This window comes from Streptomyces sp. CA-249302, from assembly GCF_050936785.1.
Classification (GTDB): Bacteria; Actinomycetota; Actinomycetes; order Streptomycetales; family Streptomycetaceae; genus Streptomyces.
Genome location: NZ_JBNJMG010000001.1, coordinates 2,561,444 through 2,577,389 on the forward strand (window position 1 = coordinate 2,561,444; position 15,946 = coordinate 2,577,389).

Annotated in this window: 15 protein-coding genes; 8 read left to right on the top strand and 7 right to left on the bottom strand. The window is 70.9% G+C overall.

What is annotated here, in order from left to right:
* Positions 1–133: 133 nt before the first annotated feature.
* The 4 genes from araD to ACQEWB_RS11565 all read right to left on the bottom strand — a co-directional run bounded on the left by araD (position 134) and on the right by ACQEWB_RS11565 (position 4,199).
* On the bottom strand, positions 134–1,870 hold the full coding sequence (gene araD, locus ACQEWB_RS11550; RefSeq protein ID WP_432829775.1) for an L-arabinonate dehydratase: 1,737 nt from the start codon (positions 1,868–1,870) through the stop codon (positions 134–136).
* Positions 1,867–2,778, bottom strand: coding sequence for a dihydrodipicolinate synthase family protein (locus ACQEWB_RS11555; protein ID WP_432829777.1), 912 nt, complete (start codon positions 2,776–2,778; stop codon positions 1,867–1,869). The genes araD and ACQEWB_RS11555 overlap by 4 nt, the downstream gene beginning before the upstream one ends.
* On the bottom strand, positions 2,775–3,431 hold the full coding sequence (locus tag ACQEWB_RS11560; RefSeq protein WP_432829779.1) for a GntR family transcriptional regulator: 657 nt from the start codon (positions 3,429–3,431) through the stop codon (positions 2,775–2,777). The genes ACQEWB_RS11555 and ACQEWB_RS11560 overlap by 4 nt, the downstream gene beginning before the upstream one ends.
* Before the next feature lie 180 nt (positions 3,432–3,611).
* On the bottom strand, positions 3,612–4,199 hold the full coding sequence (locus tag ACQEWB_RS11565; RefSeq protein WP_432829781.1) for a TIGR03086 family metal-binding protein: 588 nt from the start codon (positions 4,197–4,199) through the stop codon (positions 3,612–3,614).
* A 182-nt stretch (positions 4,200–4,381) separates the two neighbouring features.
* Between ACQEWB_RS11565 and ACQEWB_RS11570 the strand changes: the two genes are divergently transcribed.
* Positions 4,382–5,617 carry an MFS transporter gene (locus tag ACQEWB_RS11570; RefSeq protein WP_432829783.1) on the top strand — a complete coding sequence of 412 codons (1,236 nt, stop codon included), beginning with the start codon at positions 4,382–4,384 and terminating at the stop codon, positions 5,615–5,617.
* On the opposite strand, the gene ACQEWB_RS11575 is transcribed toward ACQEWB_RS11570, so the two are convergent.
* Both ACQEWB_RS11575 and ACQEWB_RS11580 read right to left on the bottom strand, forming a co-directional pair.
* Positions 5,554–6,717: a hypothetical protein gene (locus ACQEWB_RS11575; protein WP_432829785.1), complete on the bottom strand. Its 1,164-nt coding sequence runs from the start codon at positions 6,715–6,717 to the stop codon at positions 5,554–5,556. The genes ACQEWB_RS11570 and ACQEWB_RS11575 overlap by 64 nt on opposite strands.
* Positions 6,714–7,655 carry a 5-dehydro-4-deoxyglucarate dehydratase gene (locus ACQEWB_RS11580; protein WP_432829787.1) on the bottom strand — a complete coding sequence of 314 codons (942 nt, stop codon included), beginning with the start codon at positions 7,653–7,655 and terminating at the stop codon, positions 6,714–6,716. Before ACQEWB_RS11580 ends, ACQEWB_RS11575 begins: the two co-directional genes overlap by 4 nt.
* Positions 7,656–7,874: 219 nt before the next feature.
* Between ACQEWB_RS11580 and ACQEWB_RS11585 the strand changes: the two genes are divergently transcribed.
* From ACQEWB_RS11585 to ACQEWB_RS11615, 7 genes are all read left to right on the top strand, one after another.
* Positions 7,875–8,684: an NAD-dependent epimerase/dehydratase family protein gene (locus tag ACQEWB_RS11585; RefSeq protein ID WP_432829789.1), complete on the top strand. Its 810-nt coding sequence runs from the start codon at positions 7,875–7,877 to the stop codon at positions 8,682–8,684.
* 332 nt (positions 8,685–9,016) lie between these two features.
* A complete protein-coding gene (locus ACQEWB_RS11590) occupies positions 9,017–9,784 on the top strand; it encodes a DeoR/GlpR family DNA-binding transcription regulator (protein ID WP_432829791.1) in 768 nt (255 codons plus the stop codon).
* A 76-nt stretch (positions 9,785–9,860) separates the two neighbouring features.
* A complete protein-coding gene (locus ACQEWB_RS11595; protein WP_432829793.1) occupies positions 9,861–11,234 on the top strand; it encodes an ABC transporter substrate-binding protein in 1,374 nt (457 codons plus the stop codon).
* Positions 11,231–12,169 (top strand): carbohydrate ABC transporter permease, encoded by a 939-nt coding sequence (locus ACQEWB_RS11600; RefSeq protein ID WP_432829795.1) that lies wholly within the window; start codon positions 11,231–11,233, stop codon positions 12,167–12,169. The genes ACQEWB_RS11595 and ACQEWB_RS11600 overlap by 4 nt, the downstream gene beginning before the upstream one ends.
* Positions 12,166–12,993, top strand: coding sequence for a carbohydrate ABC transporter permease (locus ACQEWB_RS11605; RefSeq protein WP_432829797.1), 828 nt, complete (start codon positions 12,166–12,168; stop codon positions 12,991–12,993). The genes ACQEWB_RS11600 and ACQEWB_RS11605 overlap by 4 nt, the downstream gene beginning before the upstream one ends.
* Entirely contained in the window at positions 12,990–13,979 is a 990-nt protein-coding gene (locus ACQEWB_RS11610; RefSeq protein ID WP_432829799.1) for a zinc-dependent alcohol dehydrogenase family protein, read from the top strand. Before ACQEWB_RS11605 ends, ACQEWB_RS11610 begins: the two co-directional genes overlap by 4 nt.
* Before the next feature lie 52 nt (positions 13,980–14,031).
* A complete protein-coding gene (locus tag ACQEWB_RS11615; RefSeq protein WP_432843756.1) occupies positions 14,032–15,255 on the top strand; it encodes a TerD family protein in 1,224 nt (407 codons plus the stop codon).
* A gap of 9 nt (positions 15,256–15,264) precedes the next feature.
* Here ACQEWB_RS11615 and ACQEWB_RS11620 read toward each other — a convergent pair whose 3' ends face one another.
* On the bottom strand, positions 15,265–15,831 hold the full coding sequence (locus tag ACQEWB_RS11620; protein WP_432829801.1) for a TetR/AcrR family transcriptional regulator: 567 nt from the start codon (positions 15,829–15,831) through the stop codon (positions 15,265–15,267).
* Positions 15,832–15,946: the final 115 nt, after the last annotated feature.

The window sequence follows — 15,946 nt, forward strand, 5'->3', positions numbered from 1 at the left end:
TTCAGGAAGCGCTTTCTCGATGGGCGGAGGTCGGCGCTGGGTTCGCGGTGCGGGGTGCCACTTGCTGATGTGTGGCGGGTGCGGGTGCGTTGGCGCTTGTCGCGCAGTTCCCCGCGCCCCTAAGTGGGTTCAGTCAGCCTGCGTATGGGGCTGGGGACTTGCCTTGTTTGGCCAGGAACTTGAAGTCGCAGCCTGTGTCGGCTTGCGTGATCTGGTCGTTGTAGAGGGCGCCGTAGCCGCGTTCGTAGCGGGTGGGCGGGGGTGTCCAGTCCGCCCTGCGCTGCTCCAACTCCTCCTCGTCCACATGGAGATGGAGGCTGCGTGCCTCGACGTCGAGGGTGATGAGGTCCCCGGAGCGTACGAGGGCCAGTGGGCCGCCCACGTACGACTCCGGCGCGATGTGCAGTGCGCAGGCGCCGTAACTCGTGCCGCTCATGCGGGCGTCGGAGATGCGGACCATGTCTCGGACGCCCTGCTTGAGGAGGTGGTCCGGGATCGGGAGCATGCCGTACTCGGGCATGCCGGGGCCGCCCTTGGGGCCGGCGTTGCGCAGCACCAGCACGCTGTCGGCGGTGATGCCCGACTCCGGGTCGTTGATCGTGCGTTGCATGGTCCTGTAGTCGTCGAAGACGACCGCGGGGCCGGTGTGCTTGAGCAGGTGCGGCTCGGCCGAGATGTGCTTGATGACCGCGCCGTCCGGGCAGAGGTTGCCACGCAGGACGGCGACCCCGCCCTCGCTCGCGACCGGGTTCTCGCGGGTGCGGATGACGTCGTCGTCGTGCACGACGGCCCCTTCGATCTGCTCTCCCAACGTCCCGTTCACCGTGGGCCGTTCGAGGTGCAGCAGGTCGGTGATCCGGGACAGGAAGGCGGGCAGGCCGCCGGCGAAGTGGAAGTCCTCCATGAGGTACGTCTGTCCGCCGGGCCGCACGTTCGCCAGCACCGGCACGGTGCGCGCGATGCGGTCGAAGTCGTCGAGGGTGAGCCTGATGCCCGCGCGCCCCGCCATGGCGATCAGATGGATCACCGCGTTGGTCGAGCCGCCCAGCCCGAGCGCCGTGGTGACGGCGTCCTCGAAGGCCTCGCGGGTGAGGATCCCGGACGGCTTCAGCCCGATCCAGGCGAGTTCCACGGCCCGGCGCCCGGAGGCGGCGGCCATCCGCTCGTGACCGGACTCGACGGCCGGGATCGACGAGGCGCCCGGCAGGGTCATGCCAAGGACTTCCGCCGCCGCGGTCATCGTGGACGCGGTCCCCATGGTCATGCAGTGACCGGGCGAACGCGCCAACCCGCCCTGCAACTCCCGCAGTTCACAGTCCGTCAGGTTGCCCGCACGGTGCTCGTCCCAGTACTTCCACATGTCCGTGCCGGACCCGAGGGTCTCGCCGCGCCAGTGCCCCGGCAGCATCGGACCCGCAGGAACGAAGATCGACGGTACGTCGGCTGAGGTGGCGCCCATGAGCAGCGCCGGCGTCGACTTGTCGCAGCCGCCGAGCAGCACCGCCGCGTCGACCGGGTACGACCGCAGCAGCTCCTCCGTCTCCATGGCGAGGAGGTTGCGGTAGAGCATCGGGGTCGGCTTCTGGTACGTCTCCGAGAGGGTGGCGACCGGGAACTCGAGCGGGAAGCCGCCGGCCTGCCACACGCCCCGCTTGACCGCCTCGGCGCGCTCGCGCAGATGGACGTGACAGGGGTTGATGTCGGACCAGGTGTTGAGGACGGCGATCACCGGGCGGCCCCGGTACTCCTCGGCCTCGTAACCGAGCTGTCGCATCCGGGCGTTGTGCGACCAGGTGCGCAGCTGGCCCTCGGTGCCGTACCACTGATGGCTGCGCAGTTCCTCCGGCCGCATCCGCTCTCTGTCGCTCATATCGACCACCCGGCGGCTATGGCGGCGACCTCCGCGCGTTCGTCCTCGGGCAGTTGCCTGCTCGGCGGGCGGACGTCTCGGCGGCACAGACCGAGGGAGGCGAGGGCCTCCTTGACGACGGTGACGTTGTTGGCGGAACCGCCTGCGGCCCGCAGCTCCTCGAAGCGTCGGATCTGCTCCCAGACCTTCATCGCGGCCGGGTAGTCGCCGGATCGAAGCGCTTCGATCATGTTCAGCGAAACGGACGGGGAGACGTTCACCAGCCCTGAGGTGAAGCCGGTGGCGCCCGCCGAGAAGTACGAGGGGGCGTACGGCTCCGCGAGCCCCGCCACCCAGACGAAGCGGTCGAGGCCGGCGTCCCGGGCGAAGGCGGCGAACTTGGCGGCGTCCGGGACCGCGTACTTGACGCCGATGACGTTCGGGCAGGCCTCGCCAAGCTGAGCGAGCCGGGCGCCGGACAGCTGCGCGTTGCGGATGTACGGGACGACACCCAGCTCGGGGACGGCCTCGGCGATGGCGCGGTGGTAGTCGACCCAGCCGTCCTGGGAGACGTACGGGTGCACGGGCTGGTGGACCATCACCATCTCGGCGCCGAGCTCGCGGGCGTGCCGGGCGGAGGCGACGGCGGTGGGCACGTCGTGGCCGACGCCGACCAGGACCGCGGCGCGGTCGCCGGCCTCGTCGACGGTCAACTCCGTGACCAGGCGGCGCTCTTCGGGGGTGAGGGCGTAGAACTCGCCGGTGTTCCCGTTCGGGGTGAGGATGCGCACCCCGCCCTCCAGCAGCCGACGCAGCAGGGCCCGGTGGGCGTCCTGGTCGACGGAGCCGTCCTCGGCGAACGGGGTCACCGGGATCGCCACCACGTCGGCCAGCGCCGCCCGTCGGGACTCGAACGTCACGCTGCTCATTCCTGACCTTCCTGTTCCGGCGCCTCGGGGAACGCCCGCTGGACGAAGGACGCGATGTGGGCGTGGAGCGCGGTCGCGGCGCCGTCCGCGTCGCCCGCCAGGGCGAGTCGCAGGATCTCGCGGTGCTCGGCGGCCTCCCGCTCCCAGGAGGGGTTGGCGGCCCAGGCGACGGCGGAGACCAGGGCGGCCTGGTCGCGGACCTCGTCGAGCATCCGGCCGAGCAGCGGGTTGCCGCACGGGACGTAGAGGGCGCGGTGGAACTCCCGGTTGGCGAGGGAGCGTTCGGCGGTGTCGCCGGCGTCGTCGGCGCGGGTCAGCGCGTCACGGGCGGCGTCGAGGGAGGCCCCTCGCTTCACCGCCCGCTTCAGCGCCTCGGGTTCCAGCAGCAGCCGTACGTCGTAGACCTCGCGTGCCATGTCCGCGTCCACCATGCGCACCGTGACGCCCTTGTACTGGCTCATCACGACGAGCCCGGTCCCGGCGAGGGTCTTGAGCGCCTCACGCACCGGGGTCTTCGACACCCCGAACTGCGCGGCGAGCTCCGTCTCGACCAGGGCCTGCCCGGGCGTCAACTGCCCGGTGAGGATGCGGTGCTTGATCGCGTCCAGCACGAACTGCGTGCGGGACGGGATCGGCATGGGCACAGAGGTCATGCGCGCCTCTCGGATCTCACATATCGCGTCTCATATATGACGTACGAAGTACGACGCGTTGAAGGTAGGAGGGGGCGCATGTTTCGTCAATGCTTCTGACAAAGGAAGTCGGGACTACGAGTCAGAGGATGTGGGTCTCGCCGACCCGAAGGTCGGGGGTGGGCCAGATGCACCGGCCCGTCACGGCCTCCAACCGGGGTCCCGCCCGCTCAACCCCACCGCCCGCTCCAGCAGCGGCGCCCCGGCCCGGACCGGGACGATCGGGCCGAAGATGCCGCCGCCCCTGCTCGGGTCGTTCGCCGCGGCGAACAGGAAGTCGTGGGAGAGCTGCAGGGCGGCCAGGTCGGGGGTGTACGGCTGGCCGGTCGCGCGGGCCAGGTCCCAGCCGTGGATGACCAGTTCGTCGACGGCGACGGCGGCCGCGACCTCGCCGGGCAGGTCGACGCCGCCCGCCCGTGTCATGCCGGTCCACGCGGCCGGGTCGCGCCAGGCGTCGGCGAGTTCGTCGAGGGCCTTGGGGAGTTCCTCGCGCCAGTCGGGGTCGAGGTCCGGGGTGACGTCGCCCGGGTTGGTGTCGGTCGTGGCGCCCAGGTCCTTGCGGGCGGCGTCGCGGAAGGCGACGGACAGCCCGAGAACGTGGCCCAGCATGTTCCGCACCGCGCAGTCCGGACACGGCGTGGCGTCCGCGAGCTGTCCGTCGGTCACGCCCTCCGCCAGCCGCGCGATGACGCGGGCCTGCGGTCCGAGGTCGAGGGTCGTGTCGGTCATTCGGTGCTCCTCACGGTTCTGCACACGGTCCTGCTCATGGCTGTTCCTGAGGGGTAGACCGACCGCACCCCCGAAACTCATCGCCGCACCCCCGAAACTCATCGCCGTGCCCCCGGGTTCCCCCGCTTCTAGGGCACCTGCCTCATCCACGCGCCGTGGCCTTAGACCCACCATGGCCAGGCATGACGACATCGACATGGGCGGTCGCGCGGGTCCTGCGCGACCGCAACGCCGGGCTGTATCTCGCGGGCGTCGTGGTCTCCGGCTTCGGCACGTCCGCGCTGTGGCTCGCCTCCGGCGTCTGGGTCAAGGAGCTGACCGGCTCGGACGGCCTGGCCGCGCTCTGCCTGCTCGCCATGTGGACCCCCGCCCTCGCCGGCCCCCTCCTCGGCACCCTCGCCGACCGCGTCCGCCGCAAACCCCTCCTCATCGGCACGAACCTCCTGCTCGCCGCCCTCCTCCTCACCCTCCTCACCGTCGACTCCCCGAGCCGGCTGTGGCTGCTCTACACGGTCCTTTTCGTGTACGGCGCCGCAGGCGTCGTCCATGACGCGGCCGAGTCGGCGCTGGTCGCGGCCGCCGTCGACCGGTCGCTGCTCGGCGACTTCAACGGGCTGCGGATGACCGCGACCGAGGGCATGAAGCTGGTCGCCCCGCTCGCCGGCGCGGGCCTCTTCGCGGCGTACGGCGGCCCGAGCGTCGCCCTGCTGGACGCCGTCACCTTCGTACTGGCCACGGGTGTGTACGCACTGCTCCGGGTCCACGAGGAGCCGCCCGCGCCGCCGGTGGGTGGCTGGTGGGCGCGGACGGCGGAGGGCGCCGGCCACCTCTGGTCGCATACGCGGCTGCGCCCCTTGGTGCTGGCGGGCGGCGCGATGATGTTCTGCGCCGGTCTGGCCGGTGCGCTGCTCTACGCCGTCATCGACGGCCTCGGCCGCGCCCCCGCGTACGCCGGTGTCCTGTACGCCGTCCAGGGCGTCGGCTCGGTCGCCGTCGGGCTGGTCTCCGGCCCGGCCCTGCGCCGCCTGGGCGAACGCCGGTTCGCGGCCTTCGGGATCGCCCTCACCGGGGTGGCGGTCGCCGCGCGGGCCGTCCCCGCCGACCCGGTGGCTCTCGCCTCCGGCCTGGCGAGCGGCATCGGGCTGCCCTGCGTCCTGATCGCCGCCCTGACCGCCGTGCAGCGCGAGACGCCGGACGCGCTGCTCGGCCGTACCGCGGCAACCGCCAACACCCTGATGTTCACGCCGAACGTGCTCGGGCTGGCCGCGGGGGCGACCCTGGTCGAACTCGTCGACTACCGACCTGTGTTGCTCGCCCTCGCCGCGGTCCTGGCGGCCACGGCCGCCCCGCTGCTTCAGAGCCCGGCGAGCGCCGAGCGCACCGCCTCCAGGTCGCCGTCCGACGCCAACCCGGCGTGATACAGCCGCAGTTCGGTGGCCCCACGCCCCCGGGCCTGCGCCACGTCCGCGGCCAGCGTGTCCGGGCTGCCGCCCATCCCGGACACCACCGGGAAGTTGGCGGCGATCACCGCACCCTCGCGGCCCTGCTCGGCGAACGGCGTCAGCAGTCCCGTACCGCCCGCGCACGGCACGACCACGCCGTCCGCGACGGAGAGGATGTGCTCGGGGTCGACGCCGGGGTTGGCGCCCACGTGATACGTCACCGGGTCCGCGTGCAACAGCACCTGGAAGCCCTCGGGAGCCGCCTCGCGCACCGCGCGGACCGCCGTCTCCTGGAGCGTGCGGGCGGTTTCGTCGCGCCACGCGCGCGTGGCCGCCGCCCGCGCCTCACCGAGCGGCTTCTCGACCCCGGCCCAGCCCCCGTCGTCGGGCGCACCCTGCCACAGCGGCTCCAGCGCGTCGCGTACGGCGGCCGCCAACTCGTCGGCGTCCAGGCCCTGTTCGCCGTAACCCTCCCGGCAGGTGGGGCAGAAGCAGAGCGACATCAGGTAGTGGCCCGCGTCGCCGAGGCCGATCCCGGCGGTCTTGTCGTGGGCGTGCAGATGCTGGAGGCCGTACCAGCCGAGGGATTCCAGTTCGGTGCCGCTCGCACCGGGGCGGACGGCCGCCTCGGCGGCCAGGTCGACGAGGTACGCGCGCGTGGCGGGCTGGGCGATGCAGGGGGCCCACGGGTAGCGGTCGCCGTAGGCGTTGACGACGGAGGTGTCCGGATGGTCGGCGCCCAGGCGGGAGTTGTGGGCGAGCACGACCCAGGTGTGGACTTCGAGACCGGCGCCCGCGAGGGCCTCGGCGGCCTCGCCGTACGCGTCGCCGGGCGCCCAGTCGCCGGCCGCGTACGGCCTCAGGTCCCGTCCCTTCCAACGCTCTCCGGCCGGATACAGCAGTGCCGCGTGCTCGGCGGTGACGATGCGGTGGCGGGGGTGGCGGGGGGTGAGCGCGCGCGTGGAGTGGTACGCGGCGGCCAGCGTCACCTGTCGCACGCCGAGCGCGGCGATACGGCCCGCGGCCGCCGGGTCCCCGTTGACGTCCCAGGGGTAGACGAAGGTCGACGCCTTCACTTGCCTTCCTCCAGCAGCCCGTAGCCGCGCTCGATCAGCTCGGCGAGTCGCTTCACATGGTCCTCGGTGGGCTCGTGCAGCGGCGGCCGGACCTCCCCCACGTCGAGCCCGCGCAGCCGTACCCCCGCCTTGACCAGCGAGACGGCGTACCCGCGGCCCTGGGCGCGAAGCTCGACGAACGGCCGGTAGAAGCCGTCCAGGAGGCGCTGGACCGTGGTGTCGTCGCCCGCCTCCAGCGCCTGGTGGAAGGCGAGCGCGAGCTCCGGGGCGAAGCAGAACACGGCGGAGGAGTAGAGCGGGACGCCGATGGCGCGGTAGGCGAGCTGGGTCTGCTCGGCGGTCGGCAGGCCGTTGAAGTAGAGGAAGTCGCCGGGGACCTCGGTGCGGACGGCGCTGACGATGCGCTGCATCAGGTCGAGGTCGCCGACGCCGTCCTTGAAGCCGATGATCCCGTCCGTGCGGGCCAGCTCGACGACGGTCTCCGGGGTGAACACGGCGTTGTCGCGCTGGTAGACGATCACCGGCAGCGCGGTCGCGGCGGCCACCTCGCGGTAGTGCCGCAGCAGCCCCTCCTGCCCGGCGACCACGAGGTACGGCGGCATGGCGAGCAGCCCGTCCGCGCCGGCGGCCTCGGCCACGCGCGCGTACCGCACGGCGAGCGCGGTGCCGTACCCGGCGCCGGCCACGACCGGGATCCGCCCGTCCGCCGCCTCGACGGCCGCCCGTACGCACGCCTCGAACTCCTCCGGCGTGAGCGCGTGGAACTCGCCGGTGCCGCAGCACGCGAAGACCGCGGCGGCCCCGGCCTCGACCCCGCGGCGCACATGGGTGCGGTAGGCGTCCAGGTCGGGCGCGCCGTCCGGGCTGTAGGCGGTGACGGGGAAGAACAGCGGCCCGCTGGGGATGCTGAGTCGAGCGGCGAGGGGGGCAGGCGTCACGGGCGCTCCCGGTTCCATGTCTATGATCCTCGTCTATATTTCTGAACATCCTCACGCTAAGGCGCCCCTTCGGGGTCGGTCAAGCGCGCAAACCCGCATCACACCAGCGGATTCCCCACCTCCACGGGATACTTGACGAGCGCCGCTCACGCTCCCTAGCGTGTCCACGGATGTGAATACCGTGCACGCATGCAGCCGCCGACCGAAGGAGACGCGAGGATGCCAGCCCCCCGCACCGTTCTGCTCACCGGCGCCGCCGGCGGACTCGGCACCCTGATGCGGGACCTGCTCCCCGAGTACGGCTACGAGCTGCGCCTGCTCGACCTGCGCCCGATCGACGGCGAGCCGGACGCGATCGTCGCGGACCTCGCCGACAAGGAGGCCGTGCGCGAGGCCGTGCGGGGCGTCGACGCGATCATCCACCTCGCGGGCATCTCCCTGGAAGCCCCCTTCGAGAAGATCCTCCGGGCGAACATCGAGGGCACGTACAACCTGTACGAGGCCGCCCGCGAGGAGGGCGTCGCCCGCATCGTCTTCGCCTCCTCCAACCACGCGGTCGGCTTCACCCCCCGCCCCCAGGGCGACGCCCCCCTCATCCCGATCGACACCCCGCGCCGCCCGGACACCTTCTACGGCCTGTCCAAGTCCTTCGGCGAGGACCTCGCCCAGCTCTACTGGGACAAGCACGGCCTGGAGACGGTCTCGGTACGCATCGGCTCCTGCTTCGCGGAGCCCACCAGCGTCCGGATGCTGTCGGTCTGGATGAGCCCGTCCGACGGCGCCCGCCTCTTCCACGCGGCCCTGACCGCGGAGAACGTGGAGCACACGGTCGTCTACGGCTCCTCGGCCAACACCCGCCTGTGGTGGGACCTCACCACGGCCCGGGCTCTCGGCTACGCCCCCCAGGACGACTCCGAGCCGTACGCGGAGAAGCTGATCGCCGACCAGGGCGACCTGGACCCGGAGAACATCGCCCACGCCTACCTGGGCGGCCACTTCGTGAGCGACCCGCCGATCTGGCCGTACTAGATCGGCCGATTCTCACTGCGGGCGGGCACCGAACGGGCCCGCCCGCGGTCATGTTCGGGCACGGATACGGCGCTGGATTGCGGCGCGTCAGCGCCCATTCCAGGGGCGCGGGGCTGTGATATTTGCGGCTCCGCCGCGGGGCGCGACCAGCCACGACGAGCCTGTAGCCGCCACATACGCACAGCACCCGAGCTCATAGGCGCACCGCCGCCCGAACGGGCAGAGACGGACAGGATCACCCCCGCAACAGACCTGGTCACCACCCCCCACCCGCTGTACAACTTCCTGCATACGGCCCGAACGGGCAGCACGACAGGAAAGCGGGTGACCGAATGACCAGTACCGCGGAGGAACGCCAGCGGGAAATCGTACGAGCCGCCCGCACCACAGGCGCCGTGGACGTCAACACCCTCGCCACCCAGCTCGGCGTGGCGAAGGAAACCGTGCGAAGAGACCTCCGCGCCCTGGAGGACCACGGCCTGGTCCGCCGTACCCACGGCGGCGCCTACCCCGTGGAGAGCGCCGGCTTCGAGACGACCCTCGCCTTCCGCGCCACCAGCCACGTACCCGAGAAGCGCCGGATCGCGACCGCCGCGGCCGAGCTGCTCGGGGACGCCGAGACCGTCTTCGTCGACGAGGGCTTCACCCCGCAGCTCATCGCCGAGGCACTGCCCGCGGACCGGCCGCTGACCGTGGTCACCGCGTCCCTGCCGGTCGCGGGCAGTCTCGCCGAGGCCGGCAACATCTCCGTACTGCTGCTCGGCGGCCGGGTCCGCCCCGGCACCCTCGCCACGGTCGACCACTGGACGACGAAGATGCTGGCCGGCTTCGTCATCGACCTCGCCTACATCGGCGCCAACGGCATCTCCCGCGAGCACGGCCTGACCACCCCCGACCCGGCCGTCAGCGAGGTCAAGGCGCAGGCCATCCGGGCCGCCCGCCGCACCGTGTTCGCGGGCGTGCACACCAAGTTCGGGGCGGTCAGCTTCTGCCGGTTCGCGGAGATCGGCGCGCTGGAGACGATCGTCACGAGCACGCTGCTGCCCTCCGCCGAGGCCCATCGGTATTCGCTGCAGGGGCCACAGGTCATCCGCGTCTGAAAGACAAACCCACCCTCCAGGGCACCCCTCTGCCCCAAGCATGCCCTTTATATCCCCATATGTTCAGGAGCGATCCATGCGCACCCAGAGCCGACGACGGCCGCCGCGAGCCCTGCTCGCCATGGCCGCCGCAGGGACGCTGCTCGCCCCGCTGCTCTCCGGCTGTTGGGTCGGGGCGGGCGGGTCCGGTTCCGGCGGTGACTCCGTCAACGTCCTGATGGTCAACAACCCGCAGATGGTGGAGCTGCAGAAACTCACCAAGGCGCACTTCACCAAGGAGACCGGCATCAAGGTGAACTTCACCGTGCTGCCGGAGAACGACGTCCGCGACAAGATCAGCCAGGACTTCGCCAACCAGGCCGGCCAGTACGACGTGGCGACGCTCTCCAACTACGAGATCCCGATCTACGCCAAGAACGGCTGGCTGCACGAGATGAACTCGTACGTGGCCAAGGACCCGTCCTACGACGAGCAGGACGTCCTCAAGCCGATGCGCCAGTCCCTGACCGCCGACGACGGCAAGCTCTACGGGCAGCCCTTCTACGGCGAGTCGTCCTTCCTGATGTACCGCAAGGACGTCTTCGCGAAGAAGGGCCTGACCATGCCGGCCCACCCCACCTGGGACCAGGTCGCGAAGCTCGCCGCCGAGGTCGACGGGGCCGAGTCCGGGATGCGCGGCATCTGTCTGCGCGGCCTGCCCGGCTGGGGTGAGGTCATGGCACCGCTGACCACCGTGGTGAACACCTTCGGCGGCACCTGGTTCACCAAGGACTGGAAGGCACAGCTCGACTCCCCCGCCTTCGAGAAGGCGACGAAGTTCTATGTCGACCTCGTGCGCAAGCACGGCGAGTCCGGAGCCGCCCAGTCCGGCTTCGCCGAGTGCCTGAACAACATGACCCAGGGCAAGGTCGCCATGTGGTACGACGCCACGAGCGCCGCCGGTTCGCTGGAGGCGAGCGGCTCCCCGGTCAAGGGCAAGCTCGGCTACGCGCCCGCGCCCGTCGAGAAGACGGACAACGCCGGCTGGCTCTACACCTGGGCCTGGGGCATCCAGAAGGCCTCCCGCAACCCCGACAAGGCCTGGAAGTTCGTCTCCTGGGCCTCCAGCAAGCAGTACGAGGAGCTGGTCGGCGAGACCAGCGGCTGGCCCAACGTGCCCGCCGGCAAACGCGCCTCGACCTACACCAACGCCGAGTACGTCAAGTCGGCCGCCGCCTTCCAGGAGATGACGAAGGAGGCCATCGAGGGCGCCAGGCCCAACGACCCGGGGGTCCAGCCGCGCCCCGCGCCCGGCATCCAGTTCGTCGGCATCCCCGAGTTCACCGATCTCGGCACCAAGGTCTCCCAGGAGATCAGCGCGGCCATCGCCGGACGCCAGTCCGTCGAAGCGGCCCTGAAGAAGTCCCAGCAGCTCGCCGAGAAGATCTCGAAGGAGTACGAGGGGCGATGAGCGCCACGACAACGGCTCCGATAGCCGCAACTCCCGTACGCACCACGCGCCAACCGTCCACCCGGATGCGCGCCTGGGCCACCCGCGCCCCACTGCTGCCCGCCCTGGTCTTCATGATCGTGGTGACCCAGCTGCCCTTCGTGGCCACGCTGATCATCTCGTTCTTCGACTGGAACGCCCTCTATCCGAAGGCCCGTCACTTCACCGGCCTCGACAACTACAAGGAGGTCCTCACCGACGCGGACCTGCGCCACTCGGTGTGGACGACGGTCCTGCTGACGGTCACGGTCGTCCTGGTCAGCCTGGTCCTCGGCCTGGCGCTGGCGCTCCTGCTGGACCGCAGGTTCCGCGGCCGGGGCATCGTCCGCACGCTGCTGATCGCGCCATTCCTGGTGGTCCCGGTGGCCGCGGCCCTGCTGTGGAAGCACGTGCTGTTCAACCCCGAATACGGCCTGCTGAACGGCCTGTTGCACTACGTCGGCGGCCCGCAGCCCGACTGGATCTCCGACAACCCGCTGCTCGCGGTCGAGGCATCCCTGATCTGGCAGTGGACGCCGTTCATGATGCTGATCCTGCTGGCGGGCCTGCAGAGCCGTGACAACGAGCAGTTGGAGGCCGCGCGGGTGGACGGCGCGAACGACTGGCAGATCTTCCGCCATCTGACGCTCCCGCACCTGCGCCGCTACCTCGAACTCGGCGCGCTGCTCGGCTCGATCTACATCGTCCAGAACTTCGACGCGGTCTTCACCATCACCTCCGGCGGCCTGGGCACCGCCAACCTCCCCTACACCGTCTACCAGAGCTTCTACCAGGCCCACGAGAACGGCCTCGCCTCGGCCGCGGGCGTCCTGGTGGTCATCGGCTCGATCATCATCGCGACCTTCGCGCTGCGCGTGGTGTCGTCCCTGTTCCGCGAGGAGGTGTCCCGCGCATGAACGCCGTACTGCGTCGAGGCGGGCTCGGGCTGGTGGCCTGGCTGGTCGGCATCGTCTTCTTCCTGCCCATCGCGTGGATGGCGCTGACGTCCTTCCACTCGGAGGCGGACGCGGCCACCAACCCGCCGTCCTTCGGGGCCGCCCTCACCCTGGACGGCTACCGCGAGTTCTTCGGCACGGGCGGCGGCGCGAGCCCCTGGCCGTCGCTGATCAACTCCGCGGTGGCGTCGATCGGTTCGACGGTCCTGGTGCTGCTGCTGGCGCTCCCGGCGGCGTACGCCCTGTCGATCCGGCCGGTGAAGAAGTGGACGGACATCCTGTTCTTCTTCCTGTCCACGAAGATGCTGCCGGTGGTGGCGGGCCTGCTGCCCATCTACCTGTTCGCCAAGAACACGGACATGCTGGACAACATCTGGTTCCTGGTCGTCCTCTACACCTCCATGAACCTGCCGATCGCGGTGTGGATGATGCAGTCCTTCCTCGCCGAGGTCCCGGTGGCCATCATCGAGGCGGCCCGGGTGGACGGGGCCCGCCTGCCGACGATCCTCGCGCGCGTGGTCGCCCCGATCGCGCTGCCCGGCATCGCCGCGACCGCCCTGATCTGCTTCATCTTCAGCTGGAACGAGCTGCTGTTCGCGAGGGTGCTCACCGGCGTGGTGGCCGAGACCGCCCCCGTCTTCCTGACCGGCTTCATCACCAGCCAGGGCCTGTTCCTGGCCAAGGTGTGCGCCGCGTCGCTCGTCATCTCCCTGCCGGTGCTCGCCGCGGGGTTCGCCGCCCAGGACAAACTGGTCCAGGGCCTGTCCTTGGGAGCCGTCAAATGAAGGCCGCCGTCATCGAGTCCGTGGGCCGCGCCGTCGTCACCGAGGTCCCCGACCCGACACCCGGCCCCCGCGAGGTCGTCGTCCAGGTCGCCGCGTGCGGCCTGTGCGGCACCGACCTGCACATCCTCCAGGGCGAGTTCGCGCCCAAGCTGCCGATCGTGCCGGGCCACGAGTTCGCCGGCGAGGTGGTCGGCGTCGGCGCCCAGGTCACCGAGGTCGCGGTCGGCGACCAGGTGGCCGTCGACCCGTCCCTCTACTGCTACGAGTGCCGGTACTGCCGTACCGGCCACAACAACCTCTGCGAACGCTGGGCGGCGATCGGCGTCACCACCGCCGGCGGCGCGGCCCAGTACGCGGTCGCCCCGGTCGCGAACTGCGTGAAGCTCCCCGAACACGTCCGCCCCCAGGACGCGGCCCTGGTGGAGCCCCTGTCCTGCGCGGTCCGCGGTTACGACGTCCTCCAGTCCCGCCTCGGCGCGCACGTCCTGATCTACGGCTCCGGGACGATGGGCCTGATGATGCTGGAACTCGCCAAGCGCACCGGCGCGGCGAGCGTCGACATCGTCGACCTGAACCCGGCCCGCCTGGAGACGGCGGTACGGCTCGGCGTCTCGGCGTCGGCGGCGAACGCGGACGAGCTGGACCGGCCGCAGGGCTGGGACCTGGTCGTCGACGCGACGGGCAACGCGGCAGCGATCCAGGACGGCCTGGACCGGGTCGCGAAGGCGGGCACCTTCCTCCAGTTCGGGGTGGCGGACTACGCGACCCGCGTGACCATCGACCCGTACCGCATCTACAACCAGGAGATCACCATCACCGGCTCCATGGCGGTCCTGCACAGCTTCGAGCGGGCGGCCGAGCTGTTCGCGAACGGGGTCCTCGACCCGGAGGTCTTCATCAGCGACCGGATCCCGCTGGAGCGGTACCCGCAGGCGCTGGAACAGTTCGCGGCGGGGGTCGGGAGGAAGATCGTCGTGGTGCCGTAGAAGTTTAAGGGAACGGTAAAGCGAGGTCGTTCGTTCACCGGGCATGACAGCTATGACCCCTGGCTCGAACATCCCTCTCCCCACCGCCCGCGTGACGGTGGACGTCGCCGCCCCGGTGCGGCTCGACGTGTCGGGCCTGCTGCTCACGGGCGACGGCAAGGTGCGCTCGGACGACGACTTCATCTTCTACAACCAGCCGAGCGGCCCCGGTGTGACCTACCGCTCGGGCGGTGGTACGGCACCGGACGCGATCCTCGTCGACACGGCCGCGCTGCCGCCGGGTATCGAGAAGATCGTGGTCACCGCCAGCCCGGACGCCGCCGGGCAGACCTTCCAGGGCATCGAGCCGACGGCCACCGTCCGGGGCACGGACGACGGCTCGGTGCTGGCCACCTTCACCCCGCCGCAACTCGGCACCGAGACGGCGCTGGTGGTCGTCGAGATCTATCTCCGCAACGGCGCGTGGAAGGCCCGAGCGGTCGGCCAGGGGTACGCCAACGGGCTCGCGGGCATCGCCACCGACTTCGGCGTCTCGGTGGAGGAGCCGGCGCCCGCCCCCGTGGCCCCGGCGGCTCCCGTCGCCCCGCCCGCGCCCGCCATGCAGCCCCCGGTGGCACCGCCGGTCCCGCCGCTGTCCACCATGCCGCCGCCCCCGCCCACGCCCGCACCCGTGGGGGGTCCGCCCGCCCCGGGCGCCGGGAAGATCAACCTCGACAAGGGCCGGGTCAGCCTCCAGAAGAACCAGACGGTCTCCCTGGTCAAGGGCGGCCGCCCGCTGCTCTCGCAGGTCAAGATGGGCCTCGGCTGGGAGCCGGCCTACCGCGGCAAGGACATCGACCTGGACGCCTCGGTCATCGCGTACGGCCCGCAGCGCAACCACGTCGACAGCTGCTACTTCGGCAAGCTGTCCATCCTCAACGGCGCGGTCAAGCACTCCGGCGACAACCTCACGGGCGAGGGCGGTGGTGACGACGAGGTGATCGTGGTCGACCTCGGCCGCCTCCCCCAGGAGGTCACCGGCCTGGTCTTCACGGTGAACTCCTTCTCCGGCCAGAAGTTCACCGAGGTCGCCAAGGCCTACTGCCGCCTCCTGGACGCGGCGACGGGCGAGGAACTGGTCCGCTTCGACCTCACCAGCGCGGAGGCTCAGACGGGCGTGATGATGGCGAAGCTGATCCGCCAGTTCTCCGGTGAGTGGGACATGACGGCGATGGGCGACTTCGTGAAGTCCCGCACGGTGCGCGGGATGGTGAAGCCGGCCGCCCAGGCGCTCTGACCAGCGCGACTACGTCCGCAGCCCCTCCGTCAGTAGCGACAGATACCGGCGGAGGTGCTGCGTCCCGCCGTTCGCCAGTTCCGAGGCCGACGCCACCCCGTGGGCCAGCCGCAGCACATCGATCGACTCGACGTCCTTGCGCAGGGTCCCCTCCCGCTGCGCCGCCTCCACCAGCCGCTGCGCCGCCCCCTTCATATGGGTTCCGCACGCCGTGAGGGCGACATTGCTGCCGTCCGTCACGGCCGAGCCCAGCAGCGACTTCAGACCGCGGACCTGAATCGTGCCGATGCACACCTCGTAGAGCCACTCCCCCAGCGCCTCACCCGGCGGCAGCTCCTTCGCGAGCTCGTCCCCACGGTTGCCGAGCGCCTCGATGGTGTCGACGTACACCGCCTCCAACAGCGCCTGCCGCGTCGGGAAATGCCGGTACAGCGTGCCCGAACCGACCCCCGCCCGCTTGGCGATGTCATCGAGCGAGGCCTGCTCCCCGTGCTCGGCGAAGGCCTCCGCCGCCGCCTTCAGCAACCGCTCGTAGTTGCGCCGGGCGTCCGCGCGCATGGGCCTGACCTGCGTCATCCAGATACTCCTTGCGAACCGGGGACCCTCTCCGTATCTTAGCGAGAGTTAAACGGAGACAGTCCCCGGTTATCTCCGCGGGCCACCCTGACCTGCCCACATCCGTCACTGCGTG

Coding starts and splice junctions, on each gene's coding strand:
- ACQEWB_RS11610 (WP_432829799.1), top strand. CDS start 12,990: ATGAAGGCCGCCGTCATCGAGTCCGTGGGCCGCGCCGTCGTCACCGAG.
- ACQEWB_RS11570 (WP_432829783.1), top strand. CDS start 4,382: ATGACGACATCGACATGGGCGGTCGCGCGGGTCCTGCGCGACCGCAAC.
- ACQEWB_RS11605 (WP_432829797.1), top strand. CDS start 12,166: ATGAACGCCGTACTGCGTCGAGGCGGGCTCGGGCTGGTGGCCTGGCTG.
- ACQEWB_RS11560 (WP_432829779.1), bottom strand. CDS start 3,431: ATGACCTCTGTGCCCATGCCGATCCCGTCCCGCACGCAGTTCGTGCTG.
- ACQEWB_RS11565 (WP_432829781.1), bottom strand. CDS start 4,199: ATGACCGACACGACCCTCGACCTCGGACCGCAGGCCCGCGTCATCGCG.
- araD (WP_432829775.1), bottom strand. CDS start 1,870: ATGAGCGACAGAGAGCGGATGCGGCCGGAGGAACTGCGCAGCCATCAG.
- ACQEWB_RS11585 (WP_432829789.1), top strand. CDS start 7,875: ATGCCAGCCCCCCGCACCGTTCTGCTCACCGGCGCCGCCGGCGGACTC.
- ACQEWB_RS11620 (WP_432829801.1), bottom strand. CDS start 15,831: ATGACGCAGGTCAGGCCCATGCGCGCGGACGCCCGGCGCAACTACGAG.
- ACQEWB_RS11615 (WP_432843756.1), top strand. CDS start 14,032: ATGACCCCTGGCTCGAACATCCCTCTCCCCACCGCCCGCGTGACGGTG.
- ACQEWB_RS11595 (WP_432829793.1), top strand. CDS start 9,861: ATGCGCACCCAGAGCCGACGACGGCCGCCGCGAGCCCTGCTCGCCATG.
- ACQEWB_RS11600 (WP_432829795.1), top strand. CDS start 11,231: ATGAGCGCCACGACAACGGCTCCGATAGCCGCAACTCCCGTACGCACC.
- ACQEWB_RS11555 (WP_432829777.1), bottom strand. CDS start 2,778: ATGAGCAGCGTGACGTTCGAGTCCCGACGGGCGGCGCTGGCCGACGTG.
- ACQEWB_RS11590 (WP_432829791.1), top strand. CDS start 9,017: ATGACCAGTACCGCGGAGGAACGCCAGCGGGAAATCGTACGAGCCGCC.